At 73.0% G+C, this 15816-nt stretch carries 16 protein-coding genes and 1 tRNA gene; 7 read left to right on the forward strand and 10 right to left on the reverse strand.

From position 1 onward, the window contains the following. Positions 1 to 178: 178 nt before the first annotated feature. Positions 179 to 4129 (reverse strand): ATP-dependent RNA helicase HrpA, encoded by a 3951-nt coding sequence (hrpA, locus tag DY240_RS28390; RefSeq protein WP_119663015.1) that lies wholly within the window; start codon positions 4127 to 4129, stop codon positions 179 to 181. A gap of 35 nt (positions 4130 to 4164) precedes the next feature. Next, positions 4165 to 4572 carry a MerR family transcriptional regulator gene (locus tag DY240_RS28395; protein WP_119663016.1) on the reverse strand — a complete coding sequence of 136 codons (408 nt, stop codon included), beginning with the start codon at positions 4570 to 4572 and terminating at the stop codon, positions 4165 to 4167. A gap of 53 nt (positions 4573 to 4625) precedes the next feature. On the opposite strand from DY240_RS28395, the gene DY240_RS28400 reads away from it, so the two are divergent. Then, positions 4626 to 5564 carry an NAD(P)/FAD-dependent oxidoreductase gene (locus DY240_RS28400; RefSeq protein ID WP_119663017.1) on the forward strand — a complete coding sequence of 313 codons (939 nt, stop codon included), beginning with the start codon at positions 4626 to 4628 and terminating at the stop codon, positions 5562 to 5564. A gap of 22 nt (positions 5565 to 5586) precedes the next feature. On the opposite strand, the gene DY240_RS28405 is transcribed toward DY240_RS28400, so the two are convergent. Together DY240_RS28405 and DY240_RS28410 are read right to left on the reverse strand one after the other, a co-directional pair. Further along, on the reverse strand, positions 5587 to 6012 hold the full coding sequence (locus DY240_RS28405; RefSeq protein ID WP_119663018.1) for a hypothetical protein: 426 nt from the start codon (positions 6010 to 6012) through the stop codon (positions 5587 to 5589). Positions 6013 to 6055: 43 nt separating this feature from the next. Further along, entirely contained in the window at positions 6056 to 6859 is an 804-nt protein-coding gene (locus DY240_RS28410; protein ID WP_119663019.1) for an NAD(P)H-binding protein, read from the reverse strand. A gap of 72 nt (positions 6860 to 6931) precedes the next feature. Here DY240_RS28410 and DY240_RS28415 point away from each other — a divergent pair, with 72 nt between their 5' ends. Both DY240_RS28415 and DY240_RS28420 read left to right on the forward strand, forming a co-directional pair. Further along, a complete protein-coding gene (locus DY240_RS28415; RefSeq protein ID WP_119663020.1) occupies positions 6932 to 7705 on the forward strand; it encodes an IclR family transcriptional regulator in 774 nt (257 codons plus the stop codon). A 124-nt stretch (positions 7706 to 7829) separates the two neighbouring features. After that, the gene (locus tag DY240_RS28420; protein ID WP_119663021.1) at positions 7830 to 8747 is read left to right on the forward strand and encodes a 5-dehydro-4-deoxyglucarate dehydratase; all 918 of its coding nucleotides are present in this window, start codon (positions 7830 to 7832) and stop codon (positions 8745 to 8747) included. 2 nt (positions 8748 to 8749) lie between these two features. Here the strand turns inward: DY240_RS28420 and DY240_RS28425 are convergent, their stop codons facing one another. Beyond that, the gene (locus tag DY240_RS28425) at positions 8750 to 9343 is read right to left on the reverse strand and encodes a GNAT family N-acetyltransferase (protein WP_119663022.1); all 594 of its coding nucleotides are present in this window, start codon (positions 9341 to 9343) and stop codon (positions 8750 to 8752) included. Between the two features lie 80 nt (positions 9344 to 9423). Between DY240_RS28425 and DY240_RS28430 the strand changes: the two genes are divergently transcribed. Next, positions 9424 to 10089 (forward strand): DUF6308 family protein, encoded by a 666-nt coding sequence (locus tag DY240_RS28430; RefSeq protein ID WP_147375562.1) that lies wholly within the window; start codon positions 9424 to 9426, stop codon positions 10087 to 10089. 170 nt (positions 10090 to 10259) lie between these two features. Here DY240_RS28430 and DY240_RS28435 read toward each other — a convergent pair. The 4 genes from DY240_RS28435 to bcp form a co-directional block, all read right to left on the reverse strand. Further along, positions 10260 to 10341, reverse strand: a tRNA-Leu gene (locus DY240_RS28435). Between the two features lie 27 nt (positions 10342 to 10368). Then, positions 10369 to 10734, reverse strand: coding sequence for a hypothetical protein (locus tag DY240_RS28440; RefSeq protein ID WP_119663024.1), 366 nt, complete (start codon positions 10732 to 10734; stop codon positions 10369 to 10371). A 31-nt stretch (positions 10735 to 10765) separates the two neighbouring features. Beyond that, on the reverse strand, positions 10766 to 12568 hold the full coding sequence (locus tag DY240_RS32585; protein ID WP_158603037.1) for a hypothetical protein: 1803 nt from the start codon (positions 12566 to 12568) through the stop codon (positions 10766 to 10768). After that, positions 12565 to 13044: a thioredoxin-dependent thiol peroxidase gene (bcp, locus tag DY240_RS28450; protein WP_119663025.1), complete on the reverse strand. Its 480-nt coding sequence runs from the start codon at positions 13042 to 13044 to the stop codon at positions 12565 to 12567. The genes DY240_RS32585 and bcp overlap by 4 nt, the downstream gene beginning before the upstream one ends. Positions 13045 to 13095: 51 nt before the next feature. Here bcp and DY240_RS28455 point away from each other — a divergent pair, with 51 nt between their 5' ends. The 3 genes from DY240_RS28455 (at position 13096) to DY240_RS28465 (ending at position 15000) form a co-directional block, all read left to right on the forward strand. Further along, positions 13096 to 13431, forward strand: a complete 336-nt coding sequence (locus DY240_RS28455; RefSeq protein ID WP_158603038.1) for a DUF3618 domain-containing protein — start codon at positions 13096 to 13098, stop codon at positions 13429 to 13431. Between the two features lie 67 nt (positions 13432 to 13498). Further along, positions 13499 to 13795: a GroES family chaperonin gene (locus DY240_RS28460; RefSeq protein WP_119663028.1), complete on the forward strand. Its 297-nt coding sequence runs from the start codon at positions 13499 to 13501 to the stop codon at positions 13793 to 13795. Between the two features lie 38 nt (positions 13796 to 13833). Further along, positions 13834 to 15000, forward strand: a complete 1167-nt coding sequence (locus tag DY240_RS28465; protein WP_199702656.1) for an FUSC family protein — start codon at positions 13834 to 13836, stop codon at positions 14998 to 15000. 92 nt (positions 15001 to 15092) lie between these two features. Here the strand turns inward: DY240_RS28465 and DY240_RS28470 are convergent. Further along, a partial coding sequence (locus tag DY240_RS28470) for an endonuclease domain-containing protein (RefSeq protein ID WP_119663027.1) occupies positions 15093 to 15816 on the reverse strand: 724 nt, incomplete at its 5' end.

Consider the following 15816-nt stretch of genomic DNA (forward strand, 5'->3'; position numbering starts at 1 on the left):
TCCTCCCCGTCCCCCTGATAGCTGCCCGTTCTTCGCCGCGGACGGGTGAGTCAAGCGGTCATCGTCGCGCGAAGCGCCAATAGGTCCGCTTGACGCGCCCGTTCGCGGCAAGAGAATGGGGCAGCAGGGGGACGGGGAGCCCCGGCGAACGTCGAGCCCCGACGACCAGCGCTCCGGCTCACACAGGAGGCGCGTCGTACAGCGCGTCGATCGCCTTGAGCAGGCGCTTCTCCGACACCGGCTGGGCGGTGCCGAGCTCTTGGGCGAACAGGCTGACCCGTAGTTCCTCGATCAGCCAGCGGACCGCCTCGTGGCCGGCGGTCGGGCCGTGGCCGGGTGGGAGGGCGGCCAGCGCGGCCTCGTACTCGTCGGTGACCCTGCGGATGGTGTCCATGTGCTGACGGTCGCGCTGCGGGCTGACGGGCAGCTTCTCCAGCCGCCGCTCGATCGCCCGCAGATAGCGCAGCAGGTCGGGGAGGCGCTTCCGGCCGGTGGACGTGACGAAGCCGGCCGGCATCAGGCGGGCGAGGTGGTCGCGGGCGTCGACCAGCGACGGCGTCAGCGCCAGGCTGGTGGTGCTCTTCAGCGCCGCCGCGACCCGGTGCGACACCTCGAGCACCTTCTCGACATCGGCAACCACCTCGAAGACGGTCTCGATGAGGTCGGACCGGACCCGCTCGCGCAGCGCCGCGAACGCCGCCTCGTCCCAGGCCGGTCCGCCGGCGCCGGCGACCAGCCAGTCGACCGAGGCCGCGGCGACGTCGTCGAGCAGGTCGGCGACGGAGCCGTCGGGGTTCTGGCTCAGCATCAGCTTTGACCGGTTGGTGAGGTGGCGCTGCACGAACGCCGTCGGCGACGGGACGCTGAGCAGCAGGAGCCGCCGGTTGCCCGTCCACATGGCGCGGGCCTGGTCGGCCGGCGTCGGCAGGACGCGCAGCGCGACGCTGCCCCCCTCGTCGACCAGTGCGGGGTAGCCGGTGACGACGTGCCCCGAGCGGCGCTGCTCGAACGTCCGCGGCACCTCGCCGCCCGGCCACGCCGTCAACCCGGTGCGCTCGATGCTGCTGGCCGCGGCCGCCATGGTCTTGCGCAGCTCCTTGCGCAGCATGACCTTGAGCTCGTCGAGGTCCTTGCCCTCGGCGGCCAGCCTGCCCTTCTCGTCCAGCACCCGGAACGTCATGCGCAGGTGGTCGGGGACCTTGGTGAGGTCGAAGTCGGACGGCGCCACCGGTACCGCTCGCAGCCGGTGCAGCACCCGGGCGAGCGCGTCGACGAACGGCTGGCCCGACGGCGACGGCGGGAGCTGCGCGAGCGCCTCGCGGGCGGTGTCGGGCGCCGGCACGAACGACCGGCGCAGCGGCTTCGGCAGCGCCTTGATCAGCGCCGTCACCAGCTCCGGCCGCAGCCCGGGGACCTGCCAGTCGAAGCCGTCGGGCTCGACCTGGTTGAGCACCTCGATGGGGATGTGGACGGTGACGCCGTCGGCGCTCGACCCGGGCTCGAACTGGTACGTCAGCCGCAGGTCGAGGTCGTCGACCGGCCAGCTGTCGGGGTAGTCGGCCTGCGTGACGGCGCCGGCGGCGTCGGTGGTCAGCAGGTCGGTGTTGAACGTGAGCAGGTCGGGCTGCGCCCGCTGGGCCTTCTTCCACCAGCTGTCGAAGTGCCGGGCCGAGACGACGTCGGCCGGCAGCCGCTGGTCGTAGAACGCGAACAGCGTCTCGTCGTCGACGAGGATGTCGCGGCGCCGGGCGCGGTGCTCGAGTTCCTCGACGTCCTCGAGCAGCTCGCGGTTGTCGTGGAAGAACCGGTGGTGGGTCGACCAGTCGCCCTCGACCAGCGCGTGCCGGATGAACAGCTCGCGGCTGAGCTCGGGGTCGACCCGCGAGTACGGGACCTTGCGCCGCGGCACGATGACGACGCCGTAGAGCATGACCTTCTCGTAGCCCATGACGGCGCCGGCCTTGCGCTCCCAGTGCGGCTCACTGTATGTCCGCTTCACCAGGTGCTCGGCCAGCGGCTCGGCCCACGCGGGGTCGATGCGGGCGTTCACCCGGGCCCACAGCCGCGACGTCTCGACCAGCTCCGCCGACATCACCCAGCGGGGCGGCTTCTTGAACAGCGCCGACCCGGGGAAGACGGCGAACTTCGCGCCGCGGGCGCCCTGGTACTCGTTGACCGACTCGTCCTTGACGCCGATGTGCGACAGCAGGCCGGACAGCAGCGACTGATGGATGTGCTCGGGCGTGCCGTCGGGAGTGTTCAAGGTGACGCCGAGCGGCTTGACCAGCTGGCGCAGCTGCGACTCGAGATCCTGCCACTCGCGCACCCGCAGGTAGTTGAGGTGCTCGGTGCGGCACAGCTTGCGGAACTGGTTCGACGACAGCTCCTGTTGCTTCTCCTTCAGGTACCGCCACAGGTTGAGGAACGCCAGGAAGTCGGACGTCGGGTCGGCGAACCTCGCGTGGAACGCGTCGGCGACCTCGCGCTGTTCGGCGGGCCGTTCGCGCGGGTCCTGGATGGACAGCGCGGCGGCGATGACCAGCACCTCGCGGACGCAGCCGTTGCGGTCGGCCTCGAGGATCATCCGGGCCAGCCGGGGGTCGATGGGCAGCTGCGACAGCGACCGGCCGACGTCGGTCAGCCGGCCCTTGTCGTCGCGCGCGGCGGGGTCGAGGGCGCCCAGCTCGACCAGCAGGTTGACGCCGTCGGCGATGCTGCGACGGTCGGGCGGGTCGATGAACGGGAACGCCGCGACGTCGCCCAGCCCGAGCGCCGTCATCTGCAGGATGACCGACGCGAGGTTGGTGCGGAGGATCTCGGGCTCGGTGAACGCCGGCCGCGCCTCGAAGTCCTCCTCGGAGTACAGCCGGATGCAGATGCCGTCGGACAGCCGGCCGCAGCGACCGGCCCGCTGCCGTGCCGACGCCTGCGACACCGGCTCGATCGGCAGCCGCTGCACCTTCGTGCGGTTGCTGTAGCGGGAGATGCGCGCGGTGCCGGGGTCGACGACGTAGCGGATGCCCGGCACCGTCAGCGACGTCTCGGCGACGTTCGTGGCCAGCACGATGCGGCGGCCGGTGTGCGGCTGGAAGACGCGGTGCTGCTCGGCGGCGGACAGCCGGGCGTAGAGCGGCAGCACCTCGAGCGTGCCCTGCGGCGCCGACGCGTCCCGCTTGCGCAGCGCGTCGGCGGTGTCGCGGATCTCGCGCTCACCGGACAGGAACACCAGCACGTCGCCCGGCGCCTCCAGCGCCAGCTCGTCGCAGGCGTCGACGATGGCCTGGATCTGGTCGCGCGGCTCGGCATCGCGGTCGTCGTCGTCATCCGTCTCGGGCTCGAGCGGGCGGTACCGGATCTCGACGGGATAGGTGCGGCCGGAGACCTCGATGATGGGGGCGTCGTCGAAGTGGGCGGCGAACCGCTCGGGGTCGATGGTCGCCGAGGTGATGATCACCTTGAGGTCGGGTCGCCGGGGGAGCAGCTGCTTGAGGTAGCCGAGGATGAAGTCGATGTTCAGGCTGCGCTCGTGGGCCTCGTCGATGATCAGCGTGTCGTAGCGGCGCAGCATGCGGTCCTGGCCGATCTCGGCCAGCAGGATGCCGTCGGTCATCAGCTTGACCAGCGTGTCGTCGCCGGCCTTCGCGGTGAACCGGACCTGGTAGCCGACGGTGTGCCCCAGCTCGGTGTTCAGCTCTTCCGCGACCCGTTCGGCGACGGTGCGCGCGGCCAGGCGGCGCGGCTGGGTGTGCCCGATGGTGCCGCGGACGCCCCGGCCCAGCTCGAGGCAGATCTTCGGCAGCTGCGTCGTCTTGCCGGACCCCGTCTCACCGGCGACGATGACGACCTGGTGGTCGCGGATGGCCGCGGCGATCTCGTCGCGCCGCTGGCTGACCGGGAGCTCCTGCGGGTAGCGGACCGCGGGGACGGCGGCCTTGCGCCGCTGGACGCGGCGTTCCGCGGCGGCGACCTCCTGCGCGATCTCGGTCAGGGCGATGCCGCAGGCCTCGGGGTCGCGCAGCTTGCGCACACCGTCGAGCCTGCGGGCGAGCCGCCGCTCGTCCCGCAGCATCAGCTCGGGCAGGCGGGCGCGCAGGTCGGCCTCGGAATCGGTGAGGGGGGAGGTGGGCATACGCCGTCAAGCCTACGGTGCCCGGCAAGGCTGGATCACCTGGTTATCGGAGCGCTCGCCTCGGCGACCATGCGCTGGTAGGCCGGGCAGCGGGTGAAGTCGTCGGCCTGGCACCGCATGGCGTGCTCGATCATCGCCCGCGACTGCGTCAGCTCCCGGATCCGGCGGTCCAGCTCGTCGTAGTGGCGCCGCAGCAGCTCGCGCCGGTCCGCCCCGCTGGGTGCGGTGAGCACGTCGCGCAGCTGGTCCAGCCGCAGCCCGGCGCGCTTGCCCCGCAGGATCGTCGCGATGCGGACCGCCTGCTCCTCGGTGTAGTACCGCCGCCCGTTCACGCGTGCGTCGGGGACCAGCAGCCCGGCCGCCTCCCAGTGCCGCAGCACATGGGTGGCCAGGCCGAACCGGTCGGCGAGGGCGCCGATGGTGAGTCGCGCGGTTGACTTCATGTTGACATTAACTTGCAGAGTGGGGTCGAGCGTCAACCGACGGAGGAGACCCCATGAACGACGTGATCATCATCGGCGCCGGGCCGGCCGGGCTGTCCGCCGCCCTCACGCTGGGCCGCATGCACCGCGAGACCGTGCTGCTCGACGCCGGCTCCGGCCGCAACGCGCCGGCTGCCGCGGTGCACAACCTGCTGCTCGGCGAGGGCCTCGCGCCGGCCGAGCTGCGCCGACGAGCGCGCGAGCAGCTCGCGCCGTACCCGTCCGTGCGGGTGGTCGATGCGGAGGTGAGTGAGGTCGCCCCGGGCGCCCGTTTCGCGGTGACCCTGGCGACCGGCGAGCGGGTGACGGCCCGCCGACTCCTGCTCGCGACCGGGGTGCGTGACGAGCTGCCGCCGGTCGAAGGGCTGGCGGAGCGGTGGGGCCGCTCGGTGTTCCACTGCCCGTACTGCCACGGCTTCGAGGTGACCGGGCGCCGGGTCGTGGTGCTCGGCGGCGGCCCGGCCCGGGCCCGGCTGGCGGTGCAGTTGCGCCGGTCCTTCGCCGACGACGTCGTGCTGTGCGCCGGCGGTCCGCCGGGCCTGGACGACGCGACCGCCGCCGTGGTGGCGGCGCACGGAATCGCGGTCCGCGAGGAGCCCGTCCTCCGCCTCGACGACGACGCCGTCGTGCTGGCGGCGGGCGACGACGACGGCGACAGCATCGCCGCCGACGCCGTGTTCGTCCCGACGACGGTCCGCCAGCGGGCGCCGTTCGCCGCGGACCTCGGCTGCGCGCTGCTGCCCGACGGCGCCGTCGAGGTGGACGAGTTCGGCCGCACCAGCGTGCCCGGCGTCTACGCGGCCGGCGATCTCGCCCATCGAGCGACCTTGCCGATGCCGGTGTCCGCCGTGGTCGCGGCGATGGCGGCCGGCACCGTCGCGGCGGCGATGCTCGACCAGGACCTGCTGGCCGCCGACACCGGCCTGCCGGACCTGCTCGCCGCGGCCCGTTGACCAGCACGCCGGCTCGACCGGCTCAGGCGTCCTGGCCCTCCGAGGCCGCCTCGATGTCCAGCGGCAGCGGCGTCACCTGCTCGGCGTCGTCGCCCGGCCGCAGATGCCAGTGCACGATGAGGTCGGAGACGCGGCCGTACATCGGCTGGATCAGCAGGTAGTGCTCGGCGTGCCGCGGCCCGAACTCGCGCAGGTGCGTCTCGCCCTCGGTGACGGTGAGGTCGCCGGTGTCGAGGCGGACGTCGTGGGCGGGCATGCCGCCGTCGTTGTGCAGGACGTAGCGGTGCTGGCTGAGCCGCTCGAGGCGGAACCGCGGCGCCGCGCGCGCCCGGCGCCGGTACCGGGAGACGCGCCCGGTGCCGGGCACCGGCTGACGCGCATAGACGACCGTCACCGTCAGGAGCAGCACGACGACGAGCGCGATGAGCAGAACGACGACGACCGTCACATATCGACTCTAATGCCGCATTGGCCCGGTGACGAGGTTCACGTCAGCGGAACAGGTCCGCGTTCCGCACCGCCCACTCGGCGAACGACGTGGCCGGCCGGCCGAGCACGTCCGCGACGGTGGTGGTGGGCTGCTGCGGGTCGTCGATCTGCTGGCTCTCGCCGTCCACGTACCACTCGGCGTACTCGCCCATGGCCTTGCTGAGCTCGGCGATCGCGTCCTCGCGGCTCAGCTCGACGTACGGGACGTCGCGGCCGAGCGCCCGGCCGATGAGCGCCACTTTCTCCGCCCGGGTCAGCGTCTCGGGACCGGTGAGCGGGTAGGCGCGGCCGACGTGGCCGTCCTCGGTGAGTGCGACGGCGGCGACCGCGGCGACGTCGTCCATCGCGATGGCGGCGTTCGCGGAGCGCGCGTAGCCGTCGCGGACCTGACCGGTGGTGCGGATCTGGTCGGCCCAGATGGTGGAGTTCTCCATGAACTCGCCGGGCCACAGGTGCGTCCACTCGAGCCCGGACGCCTCCACGTCGTCGACGATCGAGCCCCACCAGCTGTCCCGCTCGCCGGACAGGCTGACGACGTGCCGCACGCCGGCCTTCTTCGCGCGGGCGAGGACCTCGGCGGCGGTGTCGGTGTACGACGTGAGGTACATGCGATCGACGCCGTCGCAGGCGCCGTCCAGGGAGTCGGGCTCGGCGACGTAGCCGGTCGCGACCTCGACGCCGTCGGGGAGCGTGGCCTTGCGGGGGTCGCGGACGAGGGCGCGCACGTCGGTGGCGCCGCGGGCGAGCAGGTGATCGACGACGAGGCGGCCGACGCTGCCGGTCGCACCGGTGACGAGGATGGTCATGGAGACAGCGTACACCGTACCGCGTACGTCGTACGCACATGGCGGTTCGTAAGATGGACGGCCGTGGCGGGGATGTCGGAGCAGCCGGAGCGTCCGGAGAAGCCGGTGCCGTCGGTGAAGTCGGCCGAGCGGGCGCTGCGGCTGGTGGAGCTGCTGGCCGAGCGTGAGCCGCGGTCGTTCACCGAGCTGTACCGCGCCCTCGGCATGCCGAAGAGCAGCCTGCACGCGCTGCTGGCGTCGCTCGCCCACACCGGCTGGGTCGCCGATGACGGCCGCGGCGGCGTGTCGCTGGGCTACCGCGCCCGGGCGATGGGACTGTCCGGCCTGGACGAGTCCGACGTGCTCGACCTCGTCGACGACGTCATGGAGGACCTCCGCGCCCGCCTCGACGAGACCATCCACCTCGCCCGCCTCGACGACGGCGCCGTGCTCTACCTGGCGTCGAAGTACTCGCGGCAGGCGCTGGGTGTCCGGTTCCGTCCCGGCCGCCGGATGCCCTCCTACGCGACGGCGCTCGGCAAGGCGATGCTGGCGGCGCTGCCGGCGTCCGAACTGGCCCTCGCGCTGCCGCGCGAGTACGCCGCGCTCACGCCGCACACGCTGACGTCGGAGGCGGCGCTGGCCGCCGAGCTGGACCGCGTGCGCGCGGCCGGCTACGCCGAGGACCACGAGGAGGGCACCGTCGGCCTGCGGTGCCTCGCCGTCGCTCTTCAGCACGCCGACCTGCCGTTGGTGGCGCTGAGCTGCTCCGTCCCCGTGCCGCGGATGACCGACGCCAAGCGCGCGGAGATCCTCGCCGCCCTCCTCGACGCCCGCTCCACCGTGCTCGGCCGCCTGCGCCCCTGACCGGCACGGGGCCGCACGTCTGCGGCGACACCATGGAACACACGTTGACGCCTCGGCGCCGTGCCGCCTACGGTGGGTTCACATCTGCTAACTAGTTCATATTCATGAACTCGAAGGAGGCGACGTGGCGAACGCGCTGCGGGAGCTCGGACACAGTGGGGTGCTGTTCTTCCCGGTCACACCGTTCGGCGACGACGGCGGGCTGGACCTCGCCGCGTTCCGGAAGCACCTGGACGACCGGCTGCCCTACGAGCCCGGCGGCGTGTTCGCCGGCTGCGGAACCGGCGAGTTCTTCGCCCTCGGCCCGGCCGAGTACGAGCAGCTGGTCGCGACCGCCGTCGAGGTCGTGGGCGGCCGCGTCCCGGTGATCGCCGGCGCCGGCTACGGCGCGTCGCTGGGCGCGGAGTACCTGCGCCGGGCCGAGGCCGCCGGTGCCGACGCGGTGCTGCTGTTCCCGCCGCCGACGGTCATCGGCGGACCGGCCGGGTTGGTCGCGCACGTCGAGGCGGTCGCGGCGAGCACGTCGCTGCCGATCGTGCTGTACCAGCGCGACCACCTGGCGCTGACGCCGTCAACCGTCACCGAGCTGCTGAGCATCGACAACGTCGCCGGGCTCAAGGACGGCCGCGGCGACCTCGAGGCGATGCAGAAGATCGTGCTGACGGCCGGCGACCGGTGGGCCTTCTTCAACGGGCTGCCGACGGCGGAGCTGTCGGCGCGGGCGTTCGGCGGCATCGGCGTCACCGGGTACTCGTCGGCCGTGTTCGCGTTCCTGCCGGAGGTCGCGGTGGCGTTCCGGCGGGCGTTCGCGGCGGGCGACGACGCCACCTGCGACCTGCTGCTACGCGAGTTCTACCTGCCGTTCGCGCAGCTGCGCGACCGCGGCCCGGGCTACGCCGTCTCGCTGATCAAGGCCGGGCTGCGGCTGCGCGGCAGCGCCGTCGGCTCCGTCCGGCCGCCGCTGTCCGACCCGGCGCCCGAGCACGAGCGGACCCTGGCGGAGCTGATCGAGCGAGGGCTGGCCGCCGTGGCAGCGGCCTGACGTCACCGTCGCGGCGTCCGCCGCAGCTTCCGGCGCATGACGACCCGGGTGGGCGACCGGCGGACGACCTCGGTGAAGCCGGCACGCTCGTAGAGCGATCGCGACCCGAAGAACATGAAGTCGTCGTGGCTGCGCTCGGGCTTGTCGACCGGATACGCCTCGAGCATGCGCACGCCCTGCTCGCGCGCGTACCGGACGGCGGCGTCGAGCAGCTTGTGGTGGACGCCGCGGCCGCGGTGGGGCTTGGCGACGAACGCGCAGACGATCGACCAGACCGGCTGGTCGTCGACCGCTTTCATGACGCGTGAGCGCTCGAGCCGGGCGTAGTCCTCGCGCGGGCCCAGGCTGATCCAGCCGGCGGGCGCGCCGTCGACGTAGCCGACCAGGCCGGGGCTGACGCCGCCGCCGTCGACCAGAGCGCGCAGGTCGCGTTTGTTGCCCGGCCCGGCCGCCGCGCTGACCGACATCGGACCGGTACGGCGGTAGTACATGCACCAGCAGCCGCGGACGATGGACCCGCCGCGGATGGCGAACAGCTCCTCCAGGTCGGGCCACGTCTCCGGAGTGAGCGGCCGTGCCTCGAACGCGTACCCCATGCACCCACGCTAGGCCCCCGCGCGTCCGCTTGACGATCAACGACTTGGTTGTGTCGGGGGAGCCTGTCACGATGATCGTCGTGACCCCGACACGCGCTCGTCGGCCGTCTCCCGCTCAGCTCGACCACGCCAGGTCCGCCGCGCTGGGAGCCCTCGAGAACCCCGCCGCCGTCGAGAACCTCCGTCTCTTCTACGACCGCGACTCCAATTACGCCGGCCGCAGCTTCCTCGCCGTCGGGCCGGTCGAGTACGACTCCATCACCGCCGCCGACCTCTACGCCACGTCGCTGCTGGGCATCAGCGTCGGGCCTCGGGCCGGGCGGCAGCTGCTGCAGGGCGGCCCGCACCGCAGCGACGTCCTCAAGGCGCTGCGCGCGGTGCCGGTCGACACCGACCTCGCCGACGCCGACGACGCCGTCTTCGACGCCGCCGAGCACCTGCACCTGCAGCTCAAGAACGCCCTCGGCGGCAACAAGTGGGTGGCGGCGTCGAAGCTGTGCGCCCGCAAACGGCCCCGCCTGTTCCCCGTCCGCGACTCCCTCGTCACCCGCGGGCTGCTCGGCGTCGGCCAGGACCGCCGCGTCGACTGGCTCGTCTACCAGCACCTCATCACCGACGGCGAGGTGCAGGCGCGGCTCAAGGAGGTGACGCAGGAGTCGGCCATCCGCGAGTCCGACCTGCTCGACCCGCCGCTGCGCATCCTCGACGTCGTGCTCTGGATGCACGTCAAGACGGCCGCCGCCTGACGCGCCTCAGTCCCGGGTCTCGGTGTCGCTGCGCGCCTCCCGGATGCCGTCGCGGACGCCCATCCGGATGACGTGGTAGAGCGCGTACAGGAACACGATGCTGAGCGCGAAGCCGAGCGCCTCCATGCCGGCCGACACCTTTCCGCTGGTGGGACGTCCAGAGTGCCCGGTGCGGGAGAGGGGACTTGAACCCCTACGTCCGAAGACACGACGGCCTAAACGTCGCGCGTCTGCCAATTCCGCCACTCCCGCGCACCGGTAATCGTAGGGCACGTCCGGTCAGGCCGCGGCGTCGCCGGTGCCGGGGAGAGGCATCCGGCTTCCGAAACGATTGGCGCCCGCCCAGGTGGCAGTCTGACTGTGACAGTTGGGGCAGAGGAAGCGTAGATCGTGCGGCCGCCAGTCGGCCGAGCCGGGTGGGCGGGTCACGAGGATCTCCGCCCAGCCCAGCCGCCGCGGCGAGGTCTGGCCCTTGTTGTGGGCGCGGCCGGTGAAGTGCGAGGTGTCGAGACCGAGCGCCTTGATACGCCGGCTGAGATGGGCATGGCTGCCCCCGGTGGGTTTGACGCCCAGGTGGCGCAGCACGCCCGCCACGCTCGTCGACGCTGCCACGGCGGCTGCGAGAGCCTCTGGGGTGTACTTCATGCGATGACTTTACGTATCACCACCGACAGGGTCAGGGGACCGACCAAGTCATGCCGATGGGCTGCATGGGCTGGCCGACCACCGTGGCCGAGCCGTCGACGTCGACGGACAGGATGAAGGTGGCGTTCTGGGAGATCTCCGCCTGGGAGATCTGCGAACCGCCCGGGATGGTGCCCAGGCCGGCCGCCTCGATGACCACCGAGAACCCCGGGTTCACCGTCACCGACTGCGTGCAGCTGATCGACGCCAGCGCGACGGCGCCGTACTCCGTCTGCAGCCAGTGGATGTCGTCGGGGCTCTCGACGGCGCAGCTGCGGGTCGCGGTGCCGAACTCCGGCGGCGCGGTGTCGAGCTGCAGGCCGTGGTCGGGCAGGCGAGTGAGGCCGTCGGCGAAGGAGAGGTCGACGCCCTCGGGTTCCTCGCCGGTCTCCCCGTAGACCCGCAGCGCCTCGAGCACCTCGTCGCCGCGCCGGACGGCGGCGTCGTCGGCGACGACGGCGGCACCGCCGGCGGTGAGCGGCGCGGTGACGGACGTGCCCTCGGCGGGGTGGACGGCGAGGGTGGCCAGCCACGGCGACGCGGCGTCCTCGCGGGTGAGCAGGAACCAGGACGGCGCGCCGCCGGCGGCGGACTCGCCGGTCACGACCGCCCACATCGGGTACTCGCCGACCTGCGGCGACAGCACGACCGACGGCGTGACGGGGGTCGGCGGCTCCTCCGGCGCGACGCCGGTGACCTGCTGCTCCTCGGCCGCGAACTGCGACGTCGCCAGCAGGGCGCCGCCCTCGACCTCGGCCAGCGCGGCCGTGCCGGAGCCGGCCGCCGAGCCGACCACCTCGTTGTAGCGATCGAAGAAGCGCTCGGCCCGGTCGGACGTGATGGCCGGGATCAACGCGTCGCGCGCGGCCAGGTCGATCTCGCCGGGCACCTGGGCGCACGCGGTGACCAGGCCGGACAGCCCGAGCACGACGGCGATGCGCGCGGACGGCTTCGGCGGCGGGTCCGGCGCGGGCGGCGGTGCCGGCGCCGGGGGCGGCGGCGTGCGCTGGGGCAGCGGCCGTTTCGGCAGCGGCGTGACCGTCGCGACCTTCTCCTTCGCCGGCTCCGCGACGGGTTCGCCGGCGGGCTCGTCCTTCGTGCCGCCCCCGGGCTCGTCCGGCGGCTTCGGCGCCTCGTCGTCCTTCACGTCGGGCACGGCGCGCAGCTCGCGCTTCCGCCGTCGCCGCCGCAGCCAGAGCAGCAGCACGCCGCCGCCGATGAGCAGCAGCCCGGCGACCCCCACCAGCACACCGGTGAGGAAGATGCCGTCGACCTCGACGCCGAAGCTCAGCTCGACGTCCAGCGGCTCTCCGGACGCCGACGGCGACATGACGACGACCCGGACCGGCTCGTCGGTCAGCTCGTACGAGACGCCGCGCCAGCCGGACCCGGAGTCGCTGGACTCCCACCAGTCGAGGTCGCCGGGCGGGGCGGCCGGCGACGGCTCGCCGGGCTCGGACGTCGACGCGACCTCGCCGCGCAGGTCCGCCGTCGTCACCGTCTGCTGCCCGACGCCGTCGAGGTAGGAGTCGACGTGGATGCGGTGCGCGACGCCGACGAACACCTCGCCGTCGTCGGCCATCCGCGCACTGACGTGCAGGACCGGGCCGGTGACCGTGGCGATGTCCACCGCCGTCGCCGCGACCGAGCCGTCGCCGGCGACGTCGGCGCGCGCGTACTCGACGGTGTCGTCGGGGCCGACGTAGACGGCGGTCGCGGCCCCGGCGAGGAGCAGCGGCGTGCCGAGGACGATCAGCGCGACGGCGAGGACGGTGCGCAGGCGGGCGCGTGTCACGCCGCGTCGAGCCCCAGGTCGCGCCGGAGCTTGGCGACGTGCCCCGTCGCCTTGACGTTGTACATGGCCTTCTCGACCTTGCCGTCGGCGTCGATGACGAACGTCGACCGGATGACGCCCTGCACGACCTTGCCGTACAGCTTCTTCTCGCCGTAGGCGCCGTACGCCTCGAGCGTCGTGCGGTCGACGTCGGACAGCAGCGGGAAGGTCAGGTGGTCGCGCTCGCGGAACTCGGCCAGCTTGGCCGGCGCGTCGGGCGAGACGCCCAGCACGGCGTAGCCCGCGCCCTGCAGCGAGGCGAGGTTGTCGCGGAAGTCGCAGGCCTGCGTGGTGCAGCCCGGAGTCATGGCGGCGGGGTAGAAGTAGACGACGACCCGTTGCCCCCGGTAGTCGGTGAGCGAGACGGGCTTGCCGTCGGCGTCGGGGAGCGTGAACTCGGGCGCGGCGTCGCCCGGGGAGAGTCGCGAGTCAGTCACGTTCACACCGTATCCATACGGGTTGACAGTCGCATCGGTACGGTAGATCCCGTGTCCGCCGCGGATCAGAACCCGACCCAGCCCGTGCTGCCGGCGTCGCGACAGCCGGTGCCCCTGGCGCCGGAGGTGCAGGCCGAGCTGGCCAAGCGCGGCCGCAGCGTGCGCCAGATCGAGACCGACATCGCCGCCCGCACCGAGCGGCTGGCCGCCAACCTCGACGAGCTGACGGCGCGGCTGGCGCCGTCCAGGCTGGTCAAGGACTCGACGGCGAGCCTGCGGGCGCGGCTGACGACGCCTGACGGCAACCCGCGGCTGGAGGTGCTCGGCGCGGTCGCCGGGGCGGTTCTGGTGGCCGGGCTGCTGCTGTGGCGGGCACGGCGACACTGACCACTGCGATCCGGACGTACTCTCTACTGTTGTGACATCCCAGGACCCCGAGAAGCTGCCCATCCGGATGCTGCACGACCGCGTGCTGGTCTCGCAGGACGGAGAGGACGGCGAACGTCGCTCGTCCGCCGGCATCGTCATCCCCGCCACGGCCGCCATGGGCCGGCGTCTGGCGTGGGCGCGGGTCGTGGCGGTCGGCGCCAATGTGCGCACCGTCGAGGTCGGCGACCGCGTGCTCTACGACCCCGACGACAAGGCCGAGGTCGAGGTGCGCAGCGAGACCTACGTGCTGCTGCGCGAGCGCGACCTGCACGCCGTCGCGTCCGAGCGGATCGGCGACGGGCAGACCGGCCTCTACCTGTAGCCGCCGGACGGCGCCGTCGGCGCTCTACGATCGGTCCTGTGTCCGGAGCGTCCGAGAACCCGTCGCCGCAGCGGCGTGAAGAGGCGCTCGAAGCGCTGGCGCAGCGGTCCAAGGAGAGCGCCGGCACGCGGCTGCGACGGGTGCGGCTCACGGCGCTGCCGATCGTCCAGTCGGCGCTCGGCGCGGCGCTGGCCTGGTGGCTGGCGACCATCCCGCCGATCGACCACGCCCAGCCGTTCTTCGCGCCGATCGCCGCGCTGATCGTCCTCGGCGGCGGGCTGGGACAGCGGCTGCCGCGCGTGCTGGAGCTGGTCGGCGGCGTGGCGGTCGGCGTGCTCGTCGGCGACCTGCTGGTGGCCTGGATCGGCGGCGGCGTCGTCCAGCTCGCCGTCGTCGTCGCGCTGGCGATGATCGCGGCGGTGCTGGTCGGTGGCGGAGCGCTCATCGTCACCCAGGCCGGCGCGTCGGCGGTGCTGGTCGTGGCGCTGGCGCCGGCCGACCCCGGCGGGCTCAACCTCGACCGCTTCGTCGACGCCCTCGTCGGCTGCGGCGTCGGGTTGGCGATCAGCATCCTGCTGCTGCCGCTGAACCCGGTGTCCGCGGCCCGGCGGCAGATCGACCCGCTGCTCACCACCGTCGCCGAGGTGCTGGAGTCCGCCGCTCACGCGCTGGCCGAGCGCGACCGCGCCGCCGCCACCGAGGCGCTGGAGCGCGCCCGCGAGACCCAGGCCGACGTCGACGCGATGCACTCGGCGCTGGAGGGCGCCAACGAGGTGGCCCGAATCGCGCCCGTCCGGTGGCAGAAGCGCGGCCACCTCGCCGCCTACCTCGACGTCGCCACGCCGCTGGACTACATGACCCGCAACACCCGTGTCCTGTGCCGGCACGTCATCAGCCTGCTGCAGCGCGAAGAGCCCGTGCCGCGGGTGCTGCCGCAGTCGCTGCGGGCGCTGGCCGGCGCCGTCCGGTTGCTGCGCATCGACCTCGAACGTGGCGACGAACCCCGCGAGGCCCGCGTGTCCGCCGTCGAGGCCGCGCGCATGGCGACCGAGGCGCTGGACCACACCGGCGGCTTCGCCGGGCAGGTGGTGATCGCCCAGGTGCGGTCGCTCGCGGTCGACGCCCTGCTGTCGACCGGCCTGAGCCGCGACGAGATCCAGGACCTGCTGCCCGGCCTCCCCGAGGGCCCCGTCAGCTACGGCTGACGCTCGCGCGCCGGAGTCGCACCCGTCCGCCGCCCCGTTGATCATGGAGAAATCGGGCTTCCCGCGCGGGCGGAACCCCGATTCCGCCATGATCAACCGAGGGCCGCGGTGCGGAGCCGGACGTAGCGGCGGATGCGCTCGATCGTGCGCTGGGCGTGACGGAGGACGTCGTCGGCGGTGAGGGGGATGACGATCCAGCCGGCGTCGCGCAGTTGCTCGTCGCGGTACCGGTCGCGCTGCCACTGCCGCTGGTCGGTGCGGTGGTGGTCACCGTCGTACTCGATGGCGATCTTCAGATGTGAGTAGGACAGGTCGGGTCGAGCGAGCCAGGTGCCGGTGTGGTCGATGACGTTCACGCCGACCTCGGGACACGGCAGACCGGCATCGACGATGAGCAACCGGACGCGCGTCTCCATGGGTGAGTCGACGCCCGGCCGGATCAGCCGCAGCGCGTCGCGGGCGCGGACGATACCGCGCCGGCGGGTGAGCCCCGCGACCTCGTCGTGCAGGCGTTCCGGAGTGGTCCAGCGCCGTAGCATCGCGTCGCCGAGCGCCACCAGGTCGTCCAGCCGCCACGTCGGCGCCAGGTGGACGAACGTGCGCTCGGGCCGCACGACGGGCAGGCCGTGGACCTCGATGACGGTGGCGTGGTCGAGGCCGAAGTGGCCGTCGGTGCCGGCCAGCCGCGGCACGACGGCGCCGGGCGGCACGATGACGTCGAGGTCGCCGTCGAAGTCCGGCACCGGGAGGTCGCACAGCAGCGCGGCGGTCTCGTGGCTGAACGCGACCTCACCGGGGAGGACCAGTCGCGCCGCC

It is taken from the genome of Jiangella rhizosphaerae, assembly GCF_003579925.1.
Lineage (GTDB): Bacteria > Actinomycetota > Actinomycetes > Jiangellales > Jiangellaceae > Jiangella > Jiangella rhizosphaerae.